Annotated in this window: 21 protein-coding genes; 10 read left to right on the top strand and 11 right to left on the bottom strand. The window is 40.1% G+C overall.

Features of this window, described 5'->3' with window-relative positions:
- Position 1: 1 nt before the first annotated feature.
- A complete protein-coding gene (locus AC1M9B_RS04300) occupies positions 2-334 on the bottom strand; it encodes a DUF485 domain-containing protein (protein WP_035265779.1) in 333 nt (110 codons plus the stop codon).
- Positions 335-517: 183 nt separating this feature from the next.
- Between AC1M9B_RS04300 and AC1M9B_RS04305 the strand changes: the two genes are divergently transcribed.
- Positions 518-4,009: a hybrid sensor histidine kinase/response regulator gene (locus AC1M9B_RS04305; protein WP_481586858.1), complete on the top strand. Its 3,492-nt coding sequence runs from the start codon at positions 518-520 to the stop codon at positions 4,007-4,009.
- Between the two features lie 425 nt (positions 4,010-4,434).
- On the top strand, positions 4,435-5,202 hold the full coding sequence (locus tag AC1M9B_RS04310; RefSeq protein WP_035265786.1) for a hypothetical protein: 768 nt from the start codon (positions 4,435-4,437) through the stop codon (positions 5,200-5,202).
- Positions 5,203-5,263: 61 nt separating this feature from the next.
- Here AC1M9B_RS04310 and AC1M9B_RS04315 read toward each other — a convergent pair whose 3' ends face one another.
- The gene (locus tag AC1M9B_RS04315) at positions 5,264-5,914 is read right to left on the bottom strand and encodes a response regulator (RefSeq protein WP_035265788.1); all 651 of its coding nucleotides are present in this window, start codon (positions 5,912-5,914) and stop codon (positions 5,264-5,266) included.
- 376 nt (positions 5,915-6,290) lie between these two features.
- Here AC1M9B_RS04315 and msuE point away from each other — a divergent pair, with 376 nt between their 5' ends.
- From msuE to AC1M9B_RS04335, 4 genes are all read left to right on the top strand, one after another.
- On the top strand, positions 6,291-7,028 hold the full coding sequence (msuE, locus tag AC1M9B_RS04320; protein ID WP_035265789.1) for an FMN reductase: 738 nt from the start codon (positions 6,291-6,293) through the stop codon (positions 7,026-7,028).
- 29 nt (positions 7,029-7,057) lie between these two features.
- Positions 7,058-8,167, top strand: coding sequence for a dimethylsulfone monooxygenase SfnG (gene sfnG / locus AC1M9B_RS04325; protein WP_035265790.1), 1,110 nt, complete (start codon positions 7,058-7,060; stop codon positions 8,165-8,167).
- Between the two features lie 308 nt (positions 8,168-8,475).
- Complete coding sequence (locus tag AC1M9B_RS04330; protein ID WP_481608699.1) at positions 8,476-9,633, top strand: MFS transporter; 1,158 nt, start codon at positions 8,476-8,478, stop codon at positions 9,631-9,633.
- A gap of 69 nt (positions 9,634-9,702) precedes the next feature.
- Positions 9,703-10,317, top strand: coding sequence for a riboflavin synthase subunit alpha (locus tag AC1M9B_RS04335; RefSeq protein ID WP_481586860.1), 615 nt, complete (start codon positions 9,703-9,705; stop codon positions 10,315-10,317).
- Between the two features lie 44 nt (positions 10,318-10,361).
- On the opposite strand, the gene AC1M9B_RS04340 is transcribed toward AC1M9B_RS04335, so the two are convergent.
- Together AC1M9B_RS04340 and acs are read right to left on the bottom strand one after the other, a co-directional pair.
- On the bottom strand, positions 10,362-11,543 hold the full coding sequence (locus AC1M9B_RS04340; protein ID WP_481595752.1) for an acyl-CoA dehydrogenase family protein: 1,182 nt from the start codon (positions 11,541-11,543) through the stop codon (positions 10,362-10,364).
- Positions 11,544-11,692: 149 nt separating this feature from the next.
- Positions 11,693-13,636: an acetate--CoA ligase gene (gene acs / locus AC1M9B_RS04345; RefSeq protein ID WP_179999124.1), complete on the bottom strand. Its 1,944-nt coding sequence runs from the start codon at positions 13,634-13,636 to the stop codon at positions 11,693-11,695.
- A gap of 453 nt (positions 13,637-14,089) precedes the next feature.
- Here acs and AC1M9B_RS04350 point away from each other — a divergent pair, with 453 nt between their 5' ends.
- Positions 14,090-15,073 (top strand): mechanosensitive ion channel family protein, encoded by a 984-nt coding sequence (locus AC1M9B_RS04350; RefSeq protein WP_481586863.1) that lies wholly within the window; start codon positions 14,090-14,092, stop codon positions 15,071-15,073.
- On the opposite strand, the gene AC1M9B_RS04355 is transcribed toward AC1M9B_RS04350, so the two are convergent.
- The 5 genes from AC1M9B_RS04355 to prfB form a co-directional block, all read right to left on the bottom strand.
- Positions 15,047-15,760, bottom strand: a complete 714-nt coding sequence (locus AC1M9B_RS04355) for a 16S rRNA (uracil(1498)-N(3))-methyltransferase (RefSeq protein WP_481608658.1) — start codon at positions 15,758-15,760, stop codon at positions 15,047-15,049. The genes AC1M9B_RS04350 and AC1M9B_RS04355 overlap by 27 nt on opposite strands.
- 13 nt (positions 15,761-15,773) lie before the next feature.
- Positions 15,774-17,054 (bottom strand): 3-deoxy-D-manno-octulosonic acid transferase, encoded by a 1,281-nt coding sequence (locus AC1M9B_RS04360; protein WP_481608659.1) that lies wholly within the window; start codon positions 17,052-17,054, stop codon positions 15,774-15,776.
- A gap of 98 nt (positions 17,055-17,152) precedes the next feature.
- On the bottom strand, positions 17,153-18,217 hold the full coding sequence (locus tag AC1M9B_RS04365; protein WP_179999132.1) for an alkene reductase: 1,065 nt from the start codon (positions 18,215-18,217) through the stop codon (positions 17,153-17,155).
- A 26-nt stretch (positions 18,218-18,243) separates the two neighbouring features.
- Positions 18,244-18,546, bottom strand: coding sequence for an ArsR/SmtB family transcription factor (locus tag AC1M9B_RS04370; protein WP_035265803.1), 303 nt, complete (start codon positions 18,544-18,546; stop codon positions 18,244-18,246).
- 216 nt (positions 18,547-18,762) lie between these two features.
- Positions 18,763-19,858, bottom strand: a protein-coding gene (gene prfB, locus AC1M9B_RS04375) for a peptide chain release factor 2 (RefSeq protein WP_143047395.1) whose coding sequence is annotated in 2 segments (ribosomal slippage) — positions 18,763-19,785 and positions 19,787-19,858 — 1,095 coding nt in all. Because the reading frame shifts where the segments join, the coding sequence is not laid out codon by codon here.
- A gap of 177 nt (positions 19,859-20,035) precedes the next feature.
- Between prfB and AC1M9B_RS04380 the strand changes: the two genes are divergently transcribed.
- The 3 genes from AC1M9B_RS04380 (at position 20,036) to AC1M9B_RS04390 (ending at position 22,894) form a co-directional block, all read left to right on the top strand.
- Entirely contained in the window at positions 20,036-20,887 is an 852-nt protein-coding gene (locus tag AC1M9B_RS04380; RefSeq protein ID WP_481608660.1) for a putative porin, read from the top strand.
- 289 nt (positions 20,888-21,176) lie between these two features.
- A complete protein-coding gene (locus AC1M9B_RS04385) occupies positions 21,177-21,959 on the top strand; it encodes a putative porin (RefSeq protein WP_035265806.1) in 783 nt (260 codons plus the stop codon).
- Between the two features lie 173 nt (positions 21,960-22,132).
- The gene (locus AC1M9B_RS04390) at positions 22,133-22,894 is read left to right on the top strand and encodes a putative porin (RefSeq protein ID WP_481591849.1); all 762 of its coding nucleotides are present in this window, start codon (positions 22,133-22,135) and stop codon (positions 22,892-22,894) included.
- A gap of 38 nt (positions 22,895-22,932) precedes the next feature.
- Here AC1M9B_RS04390 and recJ read toward each other — a convergent pair whose 3' ends face one another.
- Positions 22,933-24,636: a single-stranded-DNA-specific exonuclease RecJ gene (gene recJ / locus AC1M9B_RS04395; protein WP_481591848.1), complete on the bottom strand. Its 1,704-nt coding sequence runs from the start codon at positions 24,634-24,636 to the stop codon at positions 22,933-22,935.
- Entirely contained in the window at positions 24,637-25,293 is a 657-nt protein-coding gene (gene pdxH, locus AC1M9B_RS04400; RefSeq protein WP_481586870.1) for a pyridoxamine 5'-phosphate oxidase, read from the bottom strand.
- Positions 25,294-25,305: the final 12 nt, after the last annotated feature.

Genomic DNA, 25,305 nt, shown 5'->3' on the forward strand with positions numbered 1-25,305 from the left:
CTTAGTGTAGTCCCTTCTCGTGAGTGATGGCTTCAACTTCGCGCATAGCTTCTTCGTTTAATTGATCGAGCTTATTGTTGGCAATGTACGAATACACACCACATAACAAGAAAGACAGCACGATGATGCCTAATCCTAGAGGGATACCCCAAGTGGTTACACCACCTGAAAGCGATGACAATAAAAACTCTTTGTTATAGCCAACTAAAAGCATAAAACCAACGTAGACAAACAGCATAATGCCTGTCAATGTCCAGCTCAGTGTGCTTTTCTTTTTGACCATTTCTTTGAATTTGGGATTCTGTAGAATTTGCTCTACTTGTCTCTCATCCATAAACAAGACTCCATATGAGACCCAACCGTAGGTCATTTTTTTTATTTAAATTATTCCGATTTTTAAATTAGCAAGATTTTGCATTGGTTGTAATTTAGACTTTGGTCGCTAAATTTTGATCAATTTGAACGTGACAGTTCATGGATGCGTTATCATTACACGAGATTCTCAAGTGTAAGTCCTATGAACAGTTGGTTGATTATTGGGGTACTCGCCCTCTACATCCTCATCCTTTTTATTTGCGCCTTTTTTGGTGAAAAACATGCCAGTCGGCTCAGCCCACGTGGACGTATGTTATTGTTTAGTTTGACCTTAGGCGTGTACTGTTCGTCTTGGACATTCTACGGCGCAACGGGTGCTGCTGTTCGTGAAGGGATCATTTTCCTTCCAATCTACTTAGGCCCACTTCTGTTTGTCTGGTTTGGTTATGATATTTGGCGTCGCTTAGGTCGAGTACGTCAGCACCATGCTATTTCCTCAATTGCTGACTTTGTGGCAGCACGTTATGGCAAAAGCGGACCTCTCGCCTCACTCGTCACCATTTTAGCCGTGATCGCCATCATTCCTTATCTTGCCTTACAACTGAGAGCCATTGCACTCAGTGCATCCGTGATGTTGCAACAAGATTCAGAAGTGATGAATCTGACCACCAATGGTGTACTTGCACTTACAGGGGTTCTAGCAATTTTGGCTATGATGTTTGGTACACGTCAGATTGCCAACACCGAACAGCATGGCGGTTTAATGCTGGCAGTCGCTTTTGAATCCTTTGTTAAATTATTTGCACTCCTCTGTGTCGCTTTTTTCTTTTTATTTGAACGCCCCGAAAACCTCATTCAAGTTTCCGCAGACGTATCCAAAACCTTCCATGAAATTCAACTGATGGGCGTGCCAGATACCTTTTGGATTCAAACACTTTTAGCAGCATTAGCGATTATATGTTTGCCACGCCAGTTTCATGTTGCTGTAGTTGAATTACGTGATGAAAAACATATTCGTGGTGCGCGCAGATGGTTTGCCGCTTACATCATTTTAACCGTTGTCGCGATTATTCCGATTGCAAGTTGGGCACTTCATGCTGCACCAGAATACATGGCAGTCCCTGATGTTGCCGTGCTGTCACTGCCTTTGAGCTATAACCAAGAATGGCTGACGCTCTTAGCATTCCTTGGAGGATTTTCGGCTTCAACTGGTATGCTTTTAGTCTCTTCAGTCGCACTCTCAATCATGCTCAGTAACGACTTGATTATGCCTGCGCTATGGCGCTTGGGTTGGATTTCTCGTCATGACAAGCGTTTACCTCGAATGCTGAAATTCACACGTCGCGTATGTATTTTGGCGGTCATGCTACTTGGATTCTTGTTCTTCCATTTCTTTAATGACATTGATCAGCTGTCAGTATTTGGTCTTTTGGCATTTAGTGCTGTTGCACAGTTTGCACCTGCACTTATTGGGGGGTTGTACTGGCGTGGTGGAAGTAAACAAGGGGTCTATGCAGGTCTCATCGTTGGTTTTGTGATGTGGAGTTACACACTGCTCTTACCAACAATTTTAAGAAGTTTACCAGATGAATATTATCAATTTACTTATTCGTTTCTGATGTTTGGCCCTCTGGGATTTGACTTATTAAAGCCTGAAGCATTACTTGGTTTTGAATCATTTGCGCCATTAACACATGGTGTAATTTGGTCACTTGGCTTAAATATCGTGCTCTACATCTGGATCTCACGAATTTATCGTCCAAGTATTGCTGAGCAAATACAGGCAGAAAGTTTCTTCTATTACGAAACTAAACCCCTACAAACGCAACAAACCTCAAATGAAGTTAATTATTTACATCATGATGTCGCACGATTAAAAGTGGGTGACCTGATCACGCTTGCCAAACGGATTACGGGTGAAGGTCCGACCATGCATGCGTTTAATCAATTCTGCTTATCCAATAATGTGATATTAAACGAAAACAGCAGTGCCAATGGGATGTGGTGGCGTTTCACTGAACAATATCTTGCTGGCACAATTGGAGCTGCATCGGCACGTACCCTACTCACTACAGCCATGGTTAACAATGGATTAGCACTTGGACAGGTCGCTAATATTCTAGACCAAGCATCACAATGGCAACGCTTTAACCAAAATCTAATTATGACCATGATCGACCACATGACCCAAGGGGTAAGTGTTGTCGATGAAAACATGTGTTTAGTCGCATGGAATAATCAATATCTCGTTTTATTCGATTATCCAAAAGATTTGGTATATGTGGGCTGCCCGATTGCAGACTTGATCCGATACAACGCAGAGCGCGGTGAATGTGGACCTGGTTCCGTTGAAGAGCACGTACGTAAACGTATTCATTGGATGAAAGTAGGTAGCGCTCATGAGTTTGAACGTATTCGTAAAGATGGTCGTGTTATCCAAATGCGAGGAAATCCAATCGAAGGCGGTGGCTTCGTGACGACATTTGCTGATATTACGGCATTCCGAGAAACTGAAGCACTACTTGAAGGACGCGTTCAAGATCGCACTCAACAACTTGCCAATGCCTTGGCAGAACAACAATTGGCACGTGAACAAGCTGACAAAGCCAATATGTCAAAAAGTCGATTCATTGCTGCAGCAAGTCATGATTTACTTCAACCTATGCACGCTGCACGGTTATTCAGTACGGCATTAGAACAAAGCATTCAAAATGAAGAAGATGCTAAAACGCTACAGCAACTCGATCGTGCCTTACATGGTGCAGAGAGTATGCTTTCTGCATTATTAGACATTGCACGTTTAGAAGGTGGAACAATACAACCTAAACGACAAGCCTATCCATTACATGACCTATTGAGTGACTTAGAACTACAATTTAAATCAATTGCAGCACAACGAGCGATCTCCTTCCGAGTGCATGACGTGAAATTCTGGATTGATACAGATCCTCAATGGATTCGCCGTATTATTCAAAACTTTGTCAGTAATGCCCTAAGATACACAGCAAAAGGTCGTGTAATTGTTGGGGTGTTACGTTCAGCAGAAAGAGCAAACCATATTCGTATTGGTGTTTGGGATACTGGTCCAGGGATTGCTGAACAACAACGTATTAAACTCTTCCAAGAGTTTGAACGTTGTGGACATACCTCGCCATGGGGTGAACAAGGTTTAGGTCTTGGACTCGCCATCGTTCAGAGAATGACCAGCATGTTGGGTTATCCTGTGCATGTGTATTCCGAGTTGGGTAAGGGTTCATGTTTTATGATTGAAGTCCCACTCATCGATGCACCAAAGGTTGTGACCGCACCAGTTCAAGCCACACCATTAAAATCTGCAGCGTATAAAATTTTATGTTTAGACAATGATGAAACTATTTTAGAAGGCATGGCAACTTTGCTTACTAAATGGGGTTATCAAGTGTTTAAAGCCACAGAACCTGAACAAGCGCTTGAGATTATTCAACAAGAGAACATTCAAGTTTGGTTGGTCGATCAACACCTGAATTCAAATAAAATAGGATTAGATTTTATTGTAGAACATCGTCAAGAAAATGTGCCTGTGGCATTGATTACAGCTGATTCAGATCCTGAGCTTCCGCAAAGACTCAAAGAGCTGAATATTGTCCTATTGAAAAAACCTCTCAAACCTGCCTCTCTACGTTCATGGTTATCAGGTTTAAAAATTTCAAAATAAGATTCGAAATAGTCACATTTTGATACATTCATCACCCAGTTTTTCCACGAAAAGTTGGGTGATTTTTATACATATTCACACCGTACTTTACAATGATTGGCAGATCTCAGCTTTAGAGGTGGCAAAAGAGAACAAAATAAAGCTAAAAAGAGCATTGGCAATTGACCAAAAAAATCAAAGTCCGATTTTCTATGGCAAAACACATCAAAAGTTGAAATATCATTTAAAACAAATAGTTACAAGTTTACTAACATCATGTTTTTAGATGACAAATTTACTCATCAAATAAAAATTAATACTTTAGTCTTATTCTTATTGCAATCAACATAATTCTAAATCTAGCCATCAGCACATCTTCGTTCGATTAAAGAAATCAAAGTGCCTCAAATTTTCTCGAGAATAAAAGTATCAAATGGAGTCTTGCAATGAACATTTCAGAAGCTATGCCACATGGTTTAGATCGTAATCACGAATTTCATCGCCAATATGGTGCCAATGCAATTTTGCCTGAAATCAAGTGGCAAGAAATTTTTCCATCTACATCCTTAAAAAATGTACATGTACGTGCCTTGGAACAGATTTACCAAACTGCAGTACCTTTGGCTTTACAGGTTTTTGAACAATTAAAATTTGATGTATTTACACCAGCAGCTTATCACCCTCAAGGCTTAGGTTTATTTGATAAATTGGCACAACAAGAAAATCAACTTATTCAACGTTTAGCATCAGAATGCCGAGATTTAGATGAACATACGCGTCATCAAGTGTGGAGTATGTTGTTGCGTGGTGGTGCCGTTTTGGTCTTTAAAGCTTGGCTTGGTAAAGTGAAAACTGGTGAAAATACGCTTGATACCACGCAGTTTGATGAAATTTCAGATTTACTCTTTATCAAAACACCGCCGCTTGCACTCGCAGAACAATTAGGCATCGATGCATATGCAGATTTCGATCATATTTTTCTCATGTATGGCAATGAGGTGTTTTTAGATCGTTTTAATGGACTTGAAACGGCTGCACTCTTTGTTGATCTGAAAGTTTATGATGCCGCTTTTTTAAGTCTTAGAGATGATCGCGTTGCAGAATATTTAAAACGCAAGGGCTATGTAACACAAGATCAAATTGATGAACTTCAATGTGCACTCAATCCTCTATATTGTAATGAGTTGACACCTAAACAGGACTGTTTAGCCTAAAGTAGATACGCATCGAAAAAAAGACCTTTGATTAGGTCTTTTTTTCAAATCTAAGAATCATTTAAACACGTTTTTCTTCGATGTTTAATGCATTAATCGCTAATACAGCCTGAGTACGATTTTGAACGCCTAATTTACGGAAAATCGCGGTCACATGCGCTTTAATCGTTGCTTCAGAAACATCAAGTTCGTATGCGATCTGTTTATTCAACAAACCTTCCGCAACCATCATTAACACTCGGAATTGTTGTGGTGTTAGAGATTGAATACGTTCTGCTAAAGCTGTTTCATCTGCAGCACGTGGATCAAAGTTTAAATTCGCAGGCAGGTTTGGTGGTAACCACATATCCCCTTCTAATACCTGACGAATCGCTTCACCAATGTGACTTGGATGCGCTGATTTTGGAATATAGCCCATTGCACCATGTGCAATCGAGCGTTGAATAATTGAAACTTCTTCATGCGCCGATACGACAATAATTGGTAACGATGGATACTGTGCACGCACATGCACCAACGCTGAGAAGCCTGATGCACCTGGAAGATTCAAATCTAAAAGCACTAAATCTGGTTCAGGACCTTTTTCTAAACGTTCATAAAATTCATTAACAGCAGCTGTTTCATGGATTTGGGCTTGCGGTAAGCTGTAACGAACTGCTTGAATTAAAGCATGACGAAACAGTGGATGATCATCAACGATTAAAATATTCATAAGCGAGGCGAGAGATCTCAAACACAATCAATATACTAACTGTGCTATAGCTGTTAAGGATATATAAATATTAACGAATTTTTGCAGAAAATGTCGGGCTAAATCTTACAAACGCGATTTTTTTATGTAATTTTGAAAATTCGATAAGCACATCACTTTTAAATATAAAATTTATTCAAATATTGAAATAGCTTATTCATAATCATAAATATACGTTTATTCAGTTATTTATCACTTATTTATATCTCAAAAAGATTAAATTATCGCTATATACGCAAAAATGATATTTATTCTTATTTTGCTTATTTTACAGAATAAGCATAAATCCACATAAATAGTGCATCCGAGATTAATTTTAAATTTTTAGGTTTGTACTATGTCTACTGCTCAACAAAAACCATTAAATATCGTTGCTGTCTCTGGCGGTCTAAATAATCCTTCAAAAACTGAAGCGCTTGTTCAAGCGATTTTGGATGAGTTAGGTGAAGCAACACCTATTAATGTGCATTTTATTAAATTTAGCGAAATCGGTCATTTATTAGGTGGTGCCATTTATCGCAATCAGCTGCCGCAACGTGTTCAAGATGATCTTGCTGCTGTTGAAGCCGCGGATGCATTGATTGTGGGAACGCCCGTATATCGCGCATCTTTCACAGGTTTATTTAAACATTTCTTTGACTTTGTAGAACAAACTGCGCTGGTTGATGTGCCTGTATTACTAGCTGCATCAGGGGGCAGTGATCGCCATGCCTTAGTACTTGAGCATCAATTGCGTCCTTTATTTAGCTTCTTCCAAGCACAGACTTTGCCAATTGGAGTTTATGCAACTGATCGTGATTTTACGCCTGAATACACCATTCACAGTGAACTATTACGTGCGCGCATTACCTTAGCCATTGCTCGTGCTTTACCAATTTTAGAGTGGGCACCAGCCAAAGGTAAACGTGCTGAGGTTGTGAAAGATAAAACCCAACAAGCCAATCAAAACTTGGGCATTAACAAACAAATTGAACAAGAAGAAGTATTACCTTCAGCAGCAGTACCAAGTTTAGATGCAGCAGAGTCACGCTTGCATCACAAGAATAATGCTGCCCCAAAAATTGAAGTGGCATAAATATAATTGAATCAATGAGGGTATAAGCCATGTCTAATGCAGAAAAGCAAGCGATTAAATTTGCCTATTGGGTTCCAAATGTCAGTGGTGGTCTTGTCGTCAGTAATGTTGAACAACGAACAGACTGGAGCTACGACTACAATGTTCGACTCGCGCAAGCTGCTGAAAAAAGTGGATTTGAATATGCTTTGACACAGATTCGATTCACGGCAGGATACGGTGCGGAGAATCAGCATGAATCTGTAAGCTTTAGTCATGGCTTATTGGCAAAAACTGAAAAGTTACGTGTAATCGCAGCAATTTTACCAGGCCCTTGGAAACCCGCGCTGGCGGCTAAACAGCTCGCGACAATTGATCATTTAACCAATGGTCGTATCGCTATTAATGTTGTGAGCGGATGGTTCCGTGGTGAATTTGATGCCATCGGTGAAGAATGGCCTGAACACGATCAACGATATGCACGTTCAGAGGAGTTTATTCGTAGCTTAAAAGGTATTTGGACGCAGGATAACTTTAGTTTTGATGGAAAATATTATCAATTTAAAGACTACACCTTGAAGCCAAAACCTGTTCAAAGCCCACATATTGAAATTTTCCAAGGGGGTAGCTCGCGTGCCGCACGTGATATGGCATCTCGTGTTTCTGATTGGTATTTCACCAATGGAAACACGCCTGCTGAAATTAAAAAGCAGATTGATGACATCCGTGAAAAAGCCAAGCTGAATCACCATCAAGTCAAAATTGGGGTGAATGCCTTTATCATTGCTCGCGATACTGAAGAGGAAGCAAAAGCTGTACTTCAAGAAATCATTGACAATGCAAATGTAGAAGCAGTCAATGCCTTTGGTGATGCAACTCGTGAAGCTGGTGCCGCAACTCAAGAAGGTGAAGGTAACTGGGCAAAATCAACATTTGAAGATCTTGTCCAATACAACGACGGGTTCAGAACAAATCTCATCGGTACACCGCAACAAATTGCTGAACGTATCGTTGAATTAAAATCAGTTGGTGTGGACCTGATCTTATCTGGCTTCTTACATTTTATAGAGGAAGTTGAATATTTTGGTGAAAAAGTACTGCCTTTAGTTCGAAAACTCGAAGCTGAACAGCAACAACACATCACCGCTAAATCAGCTTAATTGGTCTTCGATTAATTAACAACGATCTGAATGAAATCAGCGCTTTGTTCAGTCTTGTTTTGACCCTGATAACTATAATAATAGCGTCATGCAGTAGCAACTTACCCCCCAAGGCTCGGCTTGGGGGCTTTTTATTGGATAGTTCATATAATCTGATCAGCAACAGTACATCGAAAATTGAATAAATCGTACATTGTTCCGCTGTTGCACGGTTATAATCACCTCAAAAATGAAGACAGCACAGCCTTATGGGTTCAATTCAATCAATAGAACATTCAAACAATTCCTCTGGTGCTTCAGCGAATAAAATGGCGGTTCATATTATTTTCGCTATTGCATTAGCGCATGGATTACATGATCTGATCCAGTCTTGCTTACCTGCCATTTATCCCATGCTGAAACTTAATTTTGACTTGAGCTTTACCCAAATCGGGATTATTTCTTTGGTCTATCAAATGACTGCATCTATTCTGCAACCTTGGGTTGGACTCTACACTGATAAGCATCATAAGCCCTACCTCCTCCCTTTGGGTATGTGCGTTACACTGCTAGGTATCGTTCTGCTGGCATTTGCATGGACTTTTCCAATCTTACTGATTTCAGCAGCACTCATCGGTGTGGGCTCATCTGCCTTTCACCCAGAAGCCTCACGAGTAGCGAGAACAGCATCAGGTGGTCGCTTCGGAACTGCTCAATCCGCTTTTCAAGTGGGTGGTAATAGCGGCTCTGCCGTTGGGCCACTGTTGGCCGCAGCAATTATTGTACCGAACGGCCAAGCCTCAGTTGCTTGGCTCATGATATTTGCCATTTTCGCTATTTATCTGCTTTACAGAATCAGTCGATGGACCATTCAATATGCTGTTCAAGCTGCTTCAGCAGTAAAAGCCAAGCAATCAACACCGTTGAAAGGTTCTAAACTTGTACAGGGAATTGTGATTATCTGTGCGTTAATGTTTGCAAAATTCACGTACATTGCAAGTATTGGAAATTACTATACCTTCTATTTGATCGAAAAGTTTCAGGTCAGTATTCAACAGGCTCAGCTTTATTTATTTGCTTTTTTAGCTGCAGTAGCAATCGGTACTTTTGCTGGCGGCCCTGTCGGTGACAAAGTAGGTCGTAAAGCTGTCATTTGGATTTCCTTCATTGGCATGGCACCCTTTGCATTACTCATGCCACATGTGAATTTGATGTGGACGTGTATCTTTGCGATTCTTGCTGGATTGATTATGTCTTCCGCATTTTCAGCAATGGTTGTATATGCACAAGAAGCGATGCCAGGTCGTGTCGGCATGGTCTCTGGTTTGATGTTTGGTTTGATGTTTGGGATCAGCGGTATCGCGGCAGCAGCTTTGGGCTATGTGGCAGATCATCAAGGTATTCGTTGGGTATTTCACTTTAGCTCATACTTACCACTACTGGGTTTATTGACCTTCTTTTTACCCAGAACCAATCAATCTGCGTAAGATGATCATCGCTACGATCTCAGTTAGGATTAAAAGCAATTAAGGTTTATTTTTAGGCAAAGGTTTATTATGTATACAGGTATCGTGCAAGGGTTAGAAAAAGTATTAGATATACAGCATAAAGAGGGATATCGGACTTTTGTTATTTCTAATGCGCTCAATCTTTTTCATGATGTATTTATCGGCGCCAGTGTTGCGATTAATGGTGTTTGCTTAACCGCTACACAAATTGATCTGATCGCTGGTCAAGTGCATTTTGATGTTTCAAATCTAACACTTGAATTAACCACTTTAGGTCAACTCAACGTCGGTGATGAGGTCAATATTGAACGCTCCGCTAAAGTAGGTGCTGAGAATGGTGGGCATAATTTATATGGTCATATTGAAGGCACTGCAACCGTAAAGCATTTAAGCAAAAATGGTGAAACGTTTCATATCGACCTTGAAATTCCAAATGGCAATATCAAATATTTCTTCTTAAAGGGCTTTATCGGTTTAAATGGCTGCAGTTTGACAGTCAATCGAGTTGATCGTGCAAACAATCAAATCTCAATCGATCTTATTCCAGAAACTTTACGCTTAACCACATGGAAATATGTTCAAGTCGGCGATCAAGTCAATTACGAAATTGATCAGATGACACGTACGCTTGTCGATACTTTAGAAAATATTCATCAAAAATAAATAAAAGCCTCTACGATAGAGGCTTTTTTCATAATCAATTCGATCTAAGAGTAGAAACTCGGATCTGGAACTTTTCCAGTTAATGCCCACTCTCCGACTTCCTGATATTTATAATCAATTGGATCATGCAGGGTTTGGGTTCGTACATTACGCCAGAATCGATCTAAATTCAGTTTTGCAGTAGTGGCGCGTGCGCCCATCACTTGAAAAATATTTTGTGTCACATAAAGTGAAGTATGAGTCGCTGCGATTTTGGCGGTAGCGATTGTAATTGAGACTTCACCACGTTGCTCCGCAGTTAATGTTTCCCCTTCATCCCACGCCTTTTGTAATGTATTGATCGCTTTTTCCGCGAGCAAGCGCACACCTTCAAGTTGCACATAAAATTCGGCGAAATGCTTTTGGGTAAATGGATCATTCACCGCTTGTTCAACCAGTGATTTCGACCAAGCTTTTTGTGTTTGAACTGTCTCTTTCGCAACATTGAACGCTCCCTCAGCAACACCTAAAAATAAATGCACGAAAATCAGTTGAGCAATTAGCGGTCTCAAACTTGAATAAGGTGTACTTAAAGGACCGGGATTGAGGAGTAATTCATCCTTGCGAATTTTGACCTGTTCAAAATGACTGGTACCACTATCCGTTTGACGTTGCCCCATATTATTCCAATCCCCAAGAAAGCTCACACCCTCTCGTGCTGTTGGAATCACGCCAATCAGTAACTTTCCATCTTCATTAAATCCCGAACAGAGCAGGATATCTGAATCAATTGATCCAGAACAAAAACTTTTATCACCATGGAAGATAAATTCTTCATCAGAAACTTGTTTCGCGGTTGTTCTACGATCTAATGGATTTAACGTATTTCCCCAAAATAAGTTGTGTTTGGCGGTTTGTCTAAACCAATCTCCATATTGAGCTGGCTGTGCAAAAAGTTGTACCGTCGCAATAAGCAAATGATGAAAGCCATATACATGCGCAAGTGAACTATCAACTTGAGCAATGGTTTGAATAGTTTTAAAAATCGTGCTCCAAGTTGCACCTTGCCCACCAAATTCTTTTGGAATAGATAAAGACAACAAGCCACTTTGTCGAATTAGATCTCGCTGAGCCTTTGGATTTCCACCTTGTTTATCTCGTTCTGCTGCGGTTTTCGCAAACTCAGATGCAAGTATTTGCGCAGTCTCAAGTGGCGTTTCAGGATTAAAATTTAGGGGAGAATTCATTGTTATATTCCGTATCGCATCTGCTGATAAGCTTATCAGATCAACATGATTTGACTTATCACAATGCCTGCTTTTCTTATCACTGAACTAAAAATACCGCTAGTTGAACTAACGGTATTTAAAACATGACTTCGTCTGTTTAATCGGGATTACTGCTGTGATTTCACTTCAGCAATTAATTGATCCACGACCTGTGGATCTGCCAAAGTTGAGGTATCGCCCAAACTATCTAGCTCATTAGCGGCAATTTTTCTCAAAATTCGGCGCATAATCTTGCCTGAACGTGTTTTGGGTAATGCTGGCGCCCAATAAATTGCATCTGGTGTAGCCACAGGTCCTAAAACTTTTCTTACCCAACCTACTAGCTCTTTCCTGAGTTCTTCTGACTCTGGCGTATCTGCCTGTAAAGTTACATAGGCTGCAATCCCTTGACCTTTGATGTCATGTGGCATACCCACAACGGCTGCTTCTGCAACATGTTCATGTGCAACCAATGCACTTTCAATCTCTGCAGTCCCCAAGCGGTGTCCCGAAACGTTCAGAACATCATCCACTCGCCCCGTAATCCAGTAATAACCATCTTTATCACGGCGTGCACCATCTCCCGTGAAATAATTCCCTGGATAAGTTGAGAAATATGCCTCGATAAAACGATCTGGATCACCCCAAATGGTACGCATTTGTCCTGGCCAAGAATCTTTGATCACCAAATTACCTTCAGCCTCTCCTTCTAGCTCTTTACCATCAGCATCAACCAAAGCAGGTTGTACACCAAAGAATGGGCGTGTTGCAGAACCAGGTTTAAGTGCAGTTGCGCCCGGTAAAGGCGAAATCATGAAGCCACCTGTTTCAGTTTGCCACCATGTATCTACAATTGGACAACGACTTTCACCAACTACGGTGTAGTACCAGTTCCAAGCTTCAGGATTAATTGGCTCACCGACGGAGCCCAACAAGCGTAAGCTACTACGGTCACTTTCACGGATAAATGCATCACCTTCACGCATCATCGCTCGGATCGCCGTTGGTGCCGTATATAAAATTGTGACGTTGTGCTTATCTACAATATGTCCAGTGCGTGCCCAAGTTGGGTATTGTGGAACACCCTCAAACATCAAGGTTGTCGTCCCATTTGAAAGTGGACCATACAACACATAAGAATGACCAGTAATCCAACCGACATCAGCGGTACACCAGAAAATATCATCTTGTTTTAAATCAAATACTTCCCTAAAGGTAAAGTTCGCGTAAGTCAGATAACCGCCTGTAGTATGTAGCACACCTTTAGGTTTACCCGTTGAGCCTGAAGTATATAAAATAAACAGCGGATCCTCTGAATTCATTGGTTCAGGTGGACAGATATCTGTGACTGTCATGATTTCCATGTGATACCACAGGTCACGACCTTCATGCATTGTGATTGGGTTACCAGTACGATGCACCACAATGACATTTTGTACAGAGCTCGTCCCTTCAAGCTCCATCGCTGCATCAACGTTTTCTTTCAGTGGAATTGGCTTACCACCCCGCATGCCCGAGTCTGCTGTAATGATGACTTTTGCTTGGCTATCATCAATACGACTTGCTAAAGAATCTGGTGAAAAACCTCCAAACACCACGCAATGTACCGCACCAATACGTGTACATGCCAACATCGCAATGGCTGCTTCAGGGACCATTGGCATATACAGAACAACACGGTCGCCTTTGGTCACGCCATGCTTCTTGAGAACATTGGCAAAACGACAAACTTCATCGTGTAATTCTTCAAATGAAATAATTTTATGGCGTGATGGATGATCACCTTCCCAAATAATCGCAGGTTTATGTGGGTGTTCTTTTAAATGTCGATCGAGACAGTTTTCACTGACATTTAATTGGCCATCTGCAAACCATTCAACTTTGTAATTCTCTTTATCAAAGTTGGTATTTTTGACTTGTGTAAAAGGCTTAATCCAGTCTAGTTTCTTGGCTGCTTCGGTCCAAAATGCTTCGGGGTTTTCAATAGATGCTTTATACCGCTCGAAATATTGCTCTTCATTGGTTCGTGCAGTTTTTTTAAAAACTTCGGGTACTGGATATATTTCATTCATAATTCGCATCCTTGATTTATGTTTCTCATCTCGAGAGTTGTCTTGATCATACTGATCATTTTTTGTCTTATATCTTGAGTATGACTATACTTTAAAATTTCAAACAATCATGCTTTGGTCGTAGACTGAGCATTCATTTATTTCAAAAGTTATCCGTATCTTCTTGCCAATTGAACAACCTAAAATATCTAACAATCAATGATCCGAATCATTGCTGATCATCATTCCTAAGCAAGTAAAATCTGTCGTTGTCAAAAAACTCCATTTTTTTATCAATAAATACCATGTCGATTTTTTTGTTGGACAAGGTGCTGAATGTTTATAAAAACATGCAATTTTTTTGTTGTTTTCAGTTTATTCAATGAATAAAAATGACGATAAAACCTGCGAACGTGATTTTTATTCACTGTATTTTCAGGCAAAATGTAAACATTCAATACATTTGGAACACTCGTGGCTGAACAACAAAATTCTTTGAGTCAGGTGGCTCAAGGTACGACTCAACTTCTACAAGATGCAAGTGAGAAAACGGCTCAAACCGTCATTGCACATACTGCGAAATACAATGATGCATATACCACCATTGATAAAATCATGGATGGCTTTTGGGAACGAATCCCTTATATCTGTATTGCTTTGATTGTATTTACCTTATTTTGGTTGTTGTCTAAGCTGTTCAAATTATTTGTCAGAAAAGCACTTTCAGAGCGTTCATATACCAAACAAAATTTAGTGCTCGTCCTCAACCGCGTCGGTAGCTCTTTTATTATTTTCTTTGGCTTCTTAATTGCGATGGTTATTGCAATTCCAGGGTTTACACCTGGACAGCTGATGAGTGCACTGGGGATCGGATCTGTCGCAATTGGTTTTGCATTTAAAGATATTTTTCAAAACCTGCTCTCTGGTATCTTAATTCTACTCGGTGAACCCTTCAAAATTGGCGACGATATCATTGTGAATGGTTTAGAGGGGACCGTTGAAGATATTCAAATTCGTGCAACCTACTTACGTTCACCTGATGGTCGCCGTATCGTCATTCCCAACGCAACGGTTTATACCAATGCAGTTACTGTTAATACGGCATATCCACGTCGTCGTTGTGAATTCGTGGTCGGTATTGGTTACGAAGATGATGTTCAAAAAGCGAAAGATATTATTTTGAGTATTTTAGACCGGGATCAACAAATCCTCAGTCAACCTGCATTTAGCGTGAATGTCTCTGCCTTAGCTGATTTCTCAATCAACCTCACTGTACGTTGGTGGGTGAATACGGGTGAAACTGCGACATCTACATCTATTAGTTTAGTTCAAGAAAAAGTGATTCAAGCTTTTGCTGAACATGAAATCTCGATTCCATATCCAGTTCAAGAGGTTAAAGTCTATCGCGGAGATTCTTCACAAGAAGATGAATCACCACGTGCTAAACAGACGACCTAACACATAAGGAATCACCGTCTCAGTACGAATAATTCGGTTGCCTAAGCTGACAGCTTGGCAGCCGTTTTTTATGAGTAAATCAATCTCATAAGGAATATAACCACCTTCAGGCCCAATCAATATCGTACACGGGTGCTCAATCGCATGAGGCATACTGTGGGTTGCATAAGGATGTGCTACATAAGCTGGTCGTTCAACGGAAATCATTTGAGGAAGAACATCTTCCACAAAAGGTTTAAAGCGTTTATATATTTCGATTTCAGGTGGAAATGTATCACCCGCTTGTTCTAAGCCCAGTTGAACATAGTGATTAATTTGCTGTAAAAATGGTGTTTGCCAATAGCTTTTATCGACCCGATAGCTGTGCAGCAAAATGATTTTTTCTACGCCTAGAGTTACAGCATCTTGAATCAATCGTCTCAATACTTTCGGTCTAGGCATAGCAACGATTAACGTTACAGGTAATTTCTTCGGTACATGCTCTTCATAAAGTGGCTGAATTAAGATTTTCCTTTCAGAAATTTCTATGACCTCAGCTGTATATCGACCAGCACCTCTAATACCAACCTTTAAAGTATCTCCAATTTTAATATCAAGTTGATGCTTCAGATGCTCAATTTGGCGTGCAGATTGAATCGTCCAGAGGTCATCCTGTGCTGATGCAGGATCAAGCAATACAATATTCATATACTAAAAAAAACTAAAGGTATTGATTCAGGACATGAATATGTTTTTGCAACGACCCTGTATTCCGTTGCATGATCTTTTGAGCCTGATTTTGTACTGCTAAAATCGTTTCATCCTGAGATAAGCACTGAATAAGATGATTCACCACCTCTTCCGTAGTTTGACCGATTAGAATCCCTTTTTCTTCCACAAATTCATCGACAATGGTTTGAAAGTTAAAGTAGTTCGGTCCAATCACAGTCGGGACATTGAGTGATATTGGCTCTAAGATATTATGCCCACCGCCAGGTTCATTCAATGATCCACCCACAAAACTTGCTTGGCTCAATGCATACCAAATCCACATTTCACCCATACTATCAGCAAGATAAACTTGTGTATCAGCCTCAATGATTTCACCTAAACTACGTCGATGCATTTTTAACTCATGACTTTGAATGGCTTGTGCAACTTCATCAAAACGTTCTGGATGACGCGGTACAATAATCAGCAAGACGGCAGGATGATCATTTAAGTAGTCTTTAAACTTGGATAACAGATTTTTCTCTTCAGGATGATGTGTGCTTGCAATCGTAATAATTTGGCGTGCTTGCAAATCCCAATCTTGATGAATTTGTTGCGCTTTCAATAACATTTCTTCGGGCGCATGAATATCAAACTTAATACTGCCCACTGTTTGACTATGCGCTGTAGCAGCACCTAAAGCCCTAAATCGATTCAGTGAAGCTTCATCTTGAGCCAAAAGTTGAGTCAGACCGCTGAGCATAGGCTGAGTAATACTTGGTACTTTGGCGTATCCTTTCGCTGACTTTTCAGATAAACGTGCGTTCACCAAAAAAGTGGGTATTTTATTAATTTTCGCCTGATCAATTAAATTGGGCCATAGTTCCGTTTCAACCAAAACCAACATTTTAGGTTGATATTTTTTTAAAAAAGCACTGACTAATTTTTTTTGATCTGCAGGTAAATATACTGCTTGAAAAAGATCTACATATGGTACTTTTGCAAATAAGGATTTAGCTCGTGCCTGACCTGTTTTGGTGGTATTCGTAACCAACACAGCATACCCAAGCTTTAAATAATGTTCTATCAGAGGTTGTGCAGCATTGGTTTCTCCAACTGAAACCACATGAAACCATATCGCATTAAGATTTTTTGGAGATTGAAACGGACCGAAGCGCTCTAAGCACTCTTGATGAAATTGCTCAATATTGTCTGCTCGCTTTTTTATACGCCATTTATAAATTGGCTTTAATAAAGCCAATGCTGCGTTATACCAAAATGGAGTTGTCAAAACGTAAGACCTCGAGCTTTCTTAAAAAAATAGGGCATGACCACGAAGTTGAGATCATACCCTGCGAATTTTTTCGGTTCAAATACTTATCTTAAATTTCAATTTCCTTGTAAAAAAGGATAATCGATATAGCCTTCAGCCACATTCGTCCCGATCATATTTTCTAACTTTAATTCATTCAAAGGAGCATTCTGTACCAAACGCTCATATAAATCAGGATTGGCGATATAATCTTTACCAAAAGACACTGCATCAGCTTGACCTGAAGTGAGAAGTTGTAAAGCATCCTCTCGACTTAAACGCATATTGGCAATAAAAGGAATACCTTGTCCACGCGCTTTTAATTCTTGACTAATACTGTCTTCTGCCAAATATTCACGTGTAAAGAAAAATGCAATGTGTCTTTGGCCGAGTTGTTCTAACACATAACCGAAAGTTTCACGTGGATCATCATCACCCATATCGTGTTCATCACCACGAGGAGCTAAATGTACACCTACTCGACCAGCACCCCAAACTTCAATTAGCTCATCCACGACTTCTAACAAGAAACGCGCACGATTTTCAACCGAGCCACCATATTCATCTTCACGCTGATTGGTTTTCGATTGCAAGAATTGATCAATTAAATAACCATTCGCCGCATGCAATTCCACACCATCAAATCCTGCCTCTTTAGCACGAATTGCTGCTTCTTTATATTGCGCTGTAATCGCGTGAATTTCAGAAATTTCTAATGGACGTGGCAAGACATAAGGACGTTTCGGACGCAACAAACTGACATGTCCGGCTTGTTGAACAGCACTCGCCGAAACGGGTATATCACCCTTCAGTAAATCTGGATGTGACACACGTCCAACATGCCAAAGCTGAGCGACAATTAAGCCATCTTTATCATGAACAGCTTGGGTTACTTTCTTCCACCCTTCTACTTGAGCATCAGTGAATAATCCTGGCGTATTTAAATAGCCATTCGCCTCCTCAGAAATTACGGTCGCTTCTGAGATAATTAATCCACTACTTGCACGTTGCGCATAATACTCAGCCATCATTTCTGTTGGTACGCGATCATCTGTCGCACGACTACGCGTTAAAGGTGCCATAACCACGCGATTTTTGAGCTTTAATTCACCAAAGACTACTGGGCTACTAAAATCAGTCATTCATCTATCCTCTTCACTCATTATCGTTAGAGTGATTGTTGAAGGTGTTCTGCAAAACTTTTTATCAGTGCTTCATTACGAGAAAAATAAGACCATTGACCATGCTTAGTAACATGAACCAAACCTGCTTGCTGTAAAACAGATAAATGATTAGACATGGTTGACTGAGATACATCTGCAATTTTTTCAATCTGTCCTGCACATACGCCACGACTAAAATCTTGCACGCACTCATCTTGTGGAATAAAGCGCTCTGGATCTTTTAAACATTGTAAAATTTGGCGGCGTATCGGGTTCGATAAGGCTTTAAAAATTGCTTCAGTATCCATCTCATTTCACTCAAGTTAATGATCTGCACTGTGCTGAACTCATTATATCGATTTTTATAGATATTAATATCGAATTATTACGATATTTAACAAATCGAGTTTATGAATGACTGTGCCGAATAATTCTGATTCTAACATTGAACTGATTTAATCTAGCAAGCTTCGTGCTAGAACGAAAAAGGCAGGGCTTTTGCCCTGCCTTTTTTAAAAAAAATATTAAAGCCCTTGTTTCAAACTAGCTTCAATAAATTTATCAAGATCACCATCTAACACGGCACCCGTATTTGAATTTTCAACGCCAGTACGTAAGTCCTTAATACGTGAATCATCCAACACATAAGATCGAATTTGGCTCCCCCACCCAATATCCGATTTAGAATCTTCTAGTGCTTGAGCTGCTTCATTACGCTTATTCATTTCCAATTCGTACAATTTAGCACGAAGCTGTTTCCAAGCATGATCACGGTTAGCATGTTGTGAACGCTGGTTCTGACAAGCCACCACAATTCCAGTAGGTGCATGGGTTAAACGCACGGCAGAATCTGTTTTGTTAATGTGCTGACCACCTGCACCTGAAGCGCGGTATGTATCCGTTCGAACATCTGCTGGATTGATCTCAATTTCAATGTTGTCATCAATTTCTGGAGACACAAAAACCGCTGAGAATGAAGTGTGACGACGGTTGCCTGAGTCAAAAGGTGATTTACGAACTAAGCGATGTACACCTGATTCAGTACGTAACCAACCATAAGCATATTCGCCTTCTACACGAATAGTTGCCGATTTAATCCCAGCCACATCACCGTCAGATTCTTCCATTAACTCAGCTTTAAAGCCATGACGCTCAATCCAACGTAAGTACATACGTAATAGCATAGATGCCCAATCTTGAGCTTCAGTACCACCTGACCCCGCTTGAATTTCGACATAGCAAGGATTTGGATCCATTGGATTACTAAACATACGTCTGAATTCAAGTTTAGCTAGTTCAGCCTCAGCTGAATCAAGTTCTGCTTGAACATCTGCAAGCATTTCTTCTTCATCCGCTTCTACAGCAAGATCAAGCATCGCTTGTGCATCATCAAGTTGTGTTGCTAAACCATCTAAAACATTTAAAACGTTTTCGAGCTCACCTTTTTCTTTCGCCATCGCTTGAGCACGATTTTGATCATTCCAAATTGCTGGATCTTCAAGTTCGCGCAGAACCTCCTCTAAACGCTCTTTCTTTAGATCGTAGTCAAAGATACCCCCGTAGTGTTTGACCACGTTCGCTCAAGTCTTTTAGCTGGAGAAGATAAGGATTAATTTCCACGGTGTAGATCCTAAATATGTCTATATCAAAATTGCCAATATTTTAACACAGCCAAGTAAAACTTGAGAGTTTGCTTTTTTATTCAATATTCTCTTGACCATTGTTTAGTTATTATTAACAATACATTTAATTATTAAAAAATACTTACTTTATTTTTACAACAATAAGCAGAGACTTATGAAAATGAACAAAACCTATTTGGCTTTGGCCATCCTCCCTTTGACAACTTCAGCCATGGCCTACCAAGCTCAAATTGATGCTGGATATACCTATTTTGACCATGATAGTCTCAAGGTTGATTATCACGGTGTATTTGAAACAGAAGGTACTTATTACTTCAAAGCAGTTGATACTGAAAATAAACCACTTAATGAGGCTGCATTTCTTGGCCACCATAATCGCGTTTCAGCGAAATATAGTTTTCAGCATATTAAAGACGATAAAGTGTATATAAATGAAACAGTTGCGCAAAGCAAACAAGAGCTGCACGGCTATTCAATAGAGGGAGAATATTATATTGATCAACTGTACTTCACAGGTGAGGTCGGTCGTCAACATTATAAAGTGGAGTCACGCTCAAGCTCACTAAACGGTTCATCTCATGATAAGCAGCGTTTCGATCTAACCACCTATAGAGCTCTCGTTGGTTATACTCCTATTCAAAATTTACTGATAGCAGTAGGTATTAATGCTTATAAAGGTGAAGGCTTTGATGAAAATGCTTTTGCTTTAAAAGCCAAATATGTCACCCCATTAGGCCAAAATGGTCAATATCTCAATTTAGAATTGGATGGTAGCTTTGGACATGATATTGATTCGATTACATTTGGTGGGGATTATTATTTAACTCAACGCTTAAGCCTAGGTAGTGCTTATACGCGAGATACGAATAGCACTAGTAAAATTCATAAAGACGAATACCAATTACGTGGCAAATACTTTATCAATAATAACCTCTCTCTTGGGAGTATTTTAAGATTCAGTGATGATGAAGATAAGTTTAATATAAACGGAACATATCGATTCTAATTCCATTCAACATGGGGAAGTAGCAGTTCCAAAACTGCTACTTTCGTTCAAATTGCATACAATTCATATTCAAAAGCAACATAAAATGACTAAAACACCTTATCTTTCACATGAATTAACATGTTTTTTTATTTTTTAAAATCAATAACTTAAATTTTTATTTTTACATAAAAATTACACAAGATACATTACTGTTACTTTTGCTTGATTGATCCTTCATGATTTTCCCCTACACTGAACTTGTAACAAAAAATGTATTAACAACTAACTCTATTGAGGGGAAGTATCCATGAAAAAATTAGCAATCGCGTCTGCACTTCTTTCTGCTTTAGCTGTAACTGGAACTGCAAATGCATATCAAGCTGAAGTAGGTGCTTCTGCAGGTCTTATCGATCCTGATAATGGTAGTACAAGTGGTTCATTTGGTGTTGATGGTACTTATTATTTCCAACCAGTTCAAACACGCAATGCTCCACTAGCTGAAGCTGCATTCCTTGATCGTGCAAGTAATGTAAATGCGAAATACCAATACAGCGAAGTTGGTGATGATGAAAGACATCAATACGGCGTAGGTGTTGAATACTTCGTACCTAATTCTGATTTTTATGTAAGCGGTAATGTTGGTCGTGATGATCGTAAATTTGATATTGGACCTGATTTTGATGAGACAGTTTATGGTGCTGAAGTAGGTTATTTGCCTGCACCTGGCTTATTAATTGCAGCAGGTCTTAAGGGTTACGATAACGACTATGATGATGGTGTTGACCCAACATTACGTGCTAAATATGTAACTACATTGTCTAACGGTAAAGATATCAACTTAGAAGCTGGCGCTGCATTCGGTGACCTTGATGAATATAATCTAGCTGCTGATTACTTCATCGATAAAACTTTAAGTGTTGGTGTGGATTACTATAGTAAAGATACTGGTCCTGCAGATACAAACGAGTTTGGTGTAAGCGCACGTAAATTCTTCACACCTCAAGTAAGCTTAGAAGGTCGTGTAGGTTTCGGTGAACTTGCAAATAATGATTACAACAAGTTCGGTTTAGCTGCTAAATATCGCTTCTAATATCTTAATTAAAATTTAGTGTTTCTTAAAAGCCCATCTTAATGATGGGCTTTTTTTGTGCAAAATCCCGATGGAATGTCATTTTTTGTGCATTGACTCATCCCCTTTTGTTCTTACAATAGAAATCAGCTGTCACAAAACAGTCATATTTCTATAACAAAGAGAGTCAATATATGTTTAAAAAAATTACACTTGCGACTGCACTTATTGCAAGCTTAGGAACTGCACATGCGTATCAAGCTGAAGTTGGGGCTACAGCCAAATTGATCGATCCTGATAATGGTAGCAATTCTGCAGGTTTTGCGCTTGATGGCACATATTATTTTAATCCTGTTCAAATCAAGAACTCTCCATTGAACGAAGCTGCATTTTTAAATCGTTCGAGCAACGTGAATGCAAAAGTATCTTATGACGACTTTGATGTAGTCGAATACTGGAATTATGGTGTTGGAATTGAATACTTTGTTCCAAATACTGATTTCTATCTAAATGCCAATCTTTCTCAGGAAACTCAAAAAATACCTAACACCACTGATAATGATGTCACAAACTATAAAATTGAAGCTGGTTATTTCTTAGCACCATCTTTATTGGTCGCAGCTGGTTTACGTGGTTGGGATGATGACAACGATGATGGTATTGACCCTACTATTCGAGCAAAATATGTCACTCAAATTGGCACAAATGATGTGAATTTAGAGGCTGGAGCTGCATTTGGTGATCTAGACGAGTTCTCGTTAAGAGGCGATTATTATATTGATAAATCACTCAGCGTGGGTGTTGACTATTTCAATCAAGATTTCAATGGCGGATCTTTTGATGAGTTTGGTGTAAATGCTAAAAAATTCTTCAATCAGCAAATAAGTGTCGAAGGACGAATTGGTTTTGCAGATGACGGCAATACTTTTGCTGTACGTGGTGCATACCGCTTCTGATCTTTGAGTGCTAAAAACCGCTCTGATGAGCGGTTTTTTTATTGATGCATATGTACAATGCGCATTTGTAAACTGGTATTACCATTAAAGGTATTTTTATCCAGCTCATAGACCAAGCGAATTTCATTGAGCATCGGATCAAACTGATATTTATCTGCTGCGTTAAAGGCGATTGCCTCTACCACTTGACCATTTTCTAAAGCTACACGCAGTTTCAAGTGCACATCCTTAAGCCAGCGATAATCCAAAATTTTAAATACTCCCTCGAATACAGGCGCAGGAAACTTTTGCCCCCAAGGACTTAAATTTTGTAATACGTCCACCGTTTCAATTTGGAAAGCTGAAGCTGGCAACTCCCCATCCGTCCATAAGGTTGCAGTAAACAGACTTTCATCTTGACTGGCAATCAACTGCTCAAATACCTGCTTAAACTCAGCAAAATGTTCTTTTTTAATGGTTAGACCTGCAGCTGCAGCATGCCCACCAAAGTGACTGACAATATGTGGATATTTCTCAGCCACACGCTCAATCGCATCCCGAATATGAATTCCCTCAATTGAACGCGCTGAACCTTTGATATGAATGTCATCTTCATCACGGGCAAAAACGATACTCGGACGATGGAACTGCTCTTTTAAGCGTCCTGCCACAATTCCAATCACGCCTTGATGCCAATGTGGCTCAAACATAATTAACGCTGCAGGTATTGCATCCTTATCTAGCTGAATTTGATCTAATGCAGTCAATGCTTCTTGTTTAATCTTACCTTCTACCTGACGACGTTCCACATTGAGTTGATTCAGCTGTTCCGCTAAAGGATATGCTGTAGCCAAGTCGGATGCTAAGAGACATTCGATGCCAATGTCCATGGTTTCCATACGCCCTGCCGCATTAATTCGCGGTCCAATCACAAAACCTAAGTCTTGCGCTGTCAGTCCTGCAGGATCACGTTTGGCAATATCTAATAAGGCTGAAATCCCAGGGCGACATAATCCTTGTTGAATCCGCTTTAGACCACTGTCGATTAAGATTCGGTTGTTATAATCCAAACTGGCAACATCGGCATAGGTCCCAAGCGCAACCAAATCCAAATAGTTAGTCATTTGTGCAAAAGACTTGCCCATTTTTTTACGATGACTGGATAGGTTCGCCAACACATAAAAGGCAACTCCTACTCCTGCCAAAGCTTTACTTGGAAACTCACAACCGAGTTGATTCGGATTCACCACTGCCTCAGCCATAGGCGTTGGCTTGGTTGTGAGATGGTGATCGGTAATAATTACTTGCATCCCATGATCTTGAGCTTGCTTAACTCCATCATGACTTGAAATGCCATTGTCGACCGTAATCAACAAATCAGGCGTAAAGTTGGCAAACGCAAGATCTGCAATAGCAGGTGTCAAACCATAGCCATACTTAAAGCGATCAGGGACTAAATAATCAACATCTGCCCCCATGTCACGTAGTGCAAGCATCATCAGTGCTGTACTGGTCGCACCGTCAGCATCATAGTCACCGACAATCACAATTTTTTTGTGTTGATCAATGGCTTGGTCGATCAACTGAATTGCAGCATCTAACCCCTTCATAGTTGGCGCTAATAAGTATTTTAATTTCAGTTCTAGTTCTTGTTCAGATTCAACGCCTCGACGTGCCAAAATTTCGGCAATAAATGAAGGCACGCCCTGAAAATTTTCAGGGCGTGTTAAAAATGGACGTTGCTTGATTTCAAATTTTGGCATTTATGGCATCAATCGTTGTAATTTCCACGCACCGTCGATTTTTTCATAACACAAACGGTCGTGCAAACGGTTTGGGCGACCTTGCCAGAACTCATAATAATCTGGCTCTATACGGTAACCACCCCAGAAGTCAGGCTTATCTAAAGTTTGTTGATCTGCCACACGCTCATGCAAATCATTAAAGCGTTGCTGTAGCTCGTCACGGCTCGCAATCACACCACTTTGTGGGGTACTAATATGCGCTGCAATTTGACTATCACGCGGACGCTTATGGTAATAATCAGCGGATTCTTGTTCCGAAATTTTTACCACTCGACCTGAAATGCGAATTTGGCGTTCTTGTTCTGCCCAATAAAACAGAATTTGCGCATAAGGATTGGCTACTAAGTCGAGTCCTTTTTGGCTGTCATAATTGGTATAGAACGCATAACCATTTTCATCCGCACCTCGAAGTAATACGGTACGTACGTGCGGTCGACCATCGGCATTTGCCGTAGCCAATGACATGGCATACGGTTCGTGAAGCTGAGCTTCTAACGCATGGTTAAACCACAATAGAAACTGTTCATGTGGATCAGCATTCACTTGATCCTCATGTAATTCGCCTTTTTGATAATTTAGGCGCAGTTCACTGAGATCTTTAATCAAATCACTCATGAGTCAATCCCC

The organism is Acinetobacter sp. ANC_7513, from assembly GCF_056779915.1.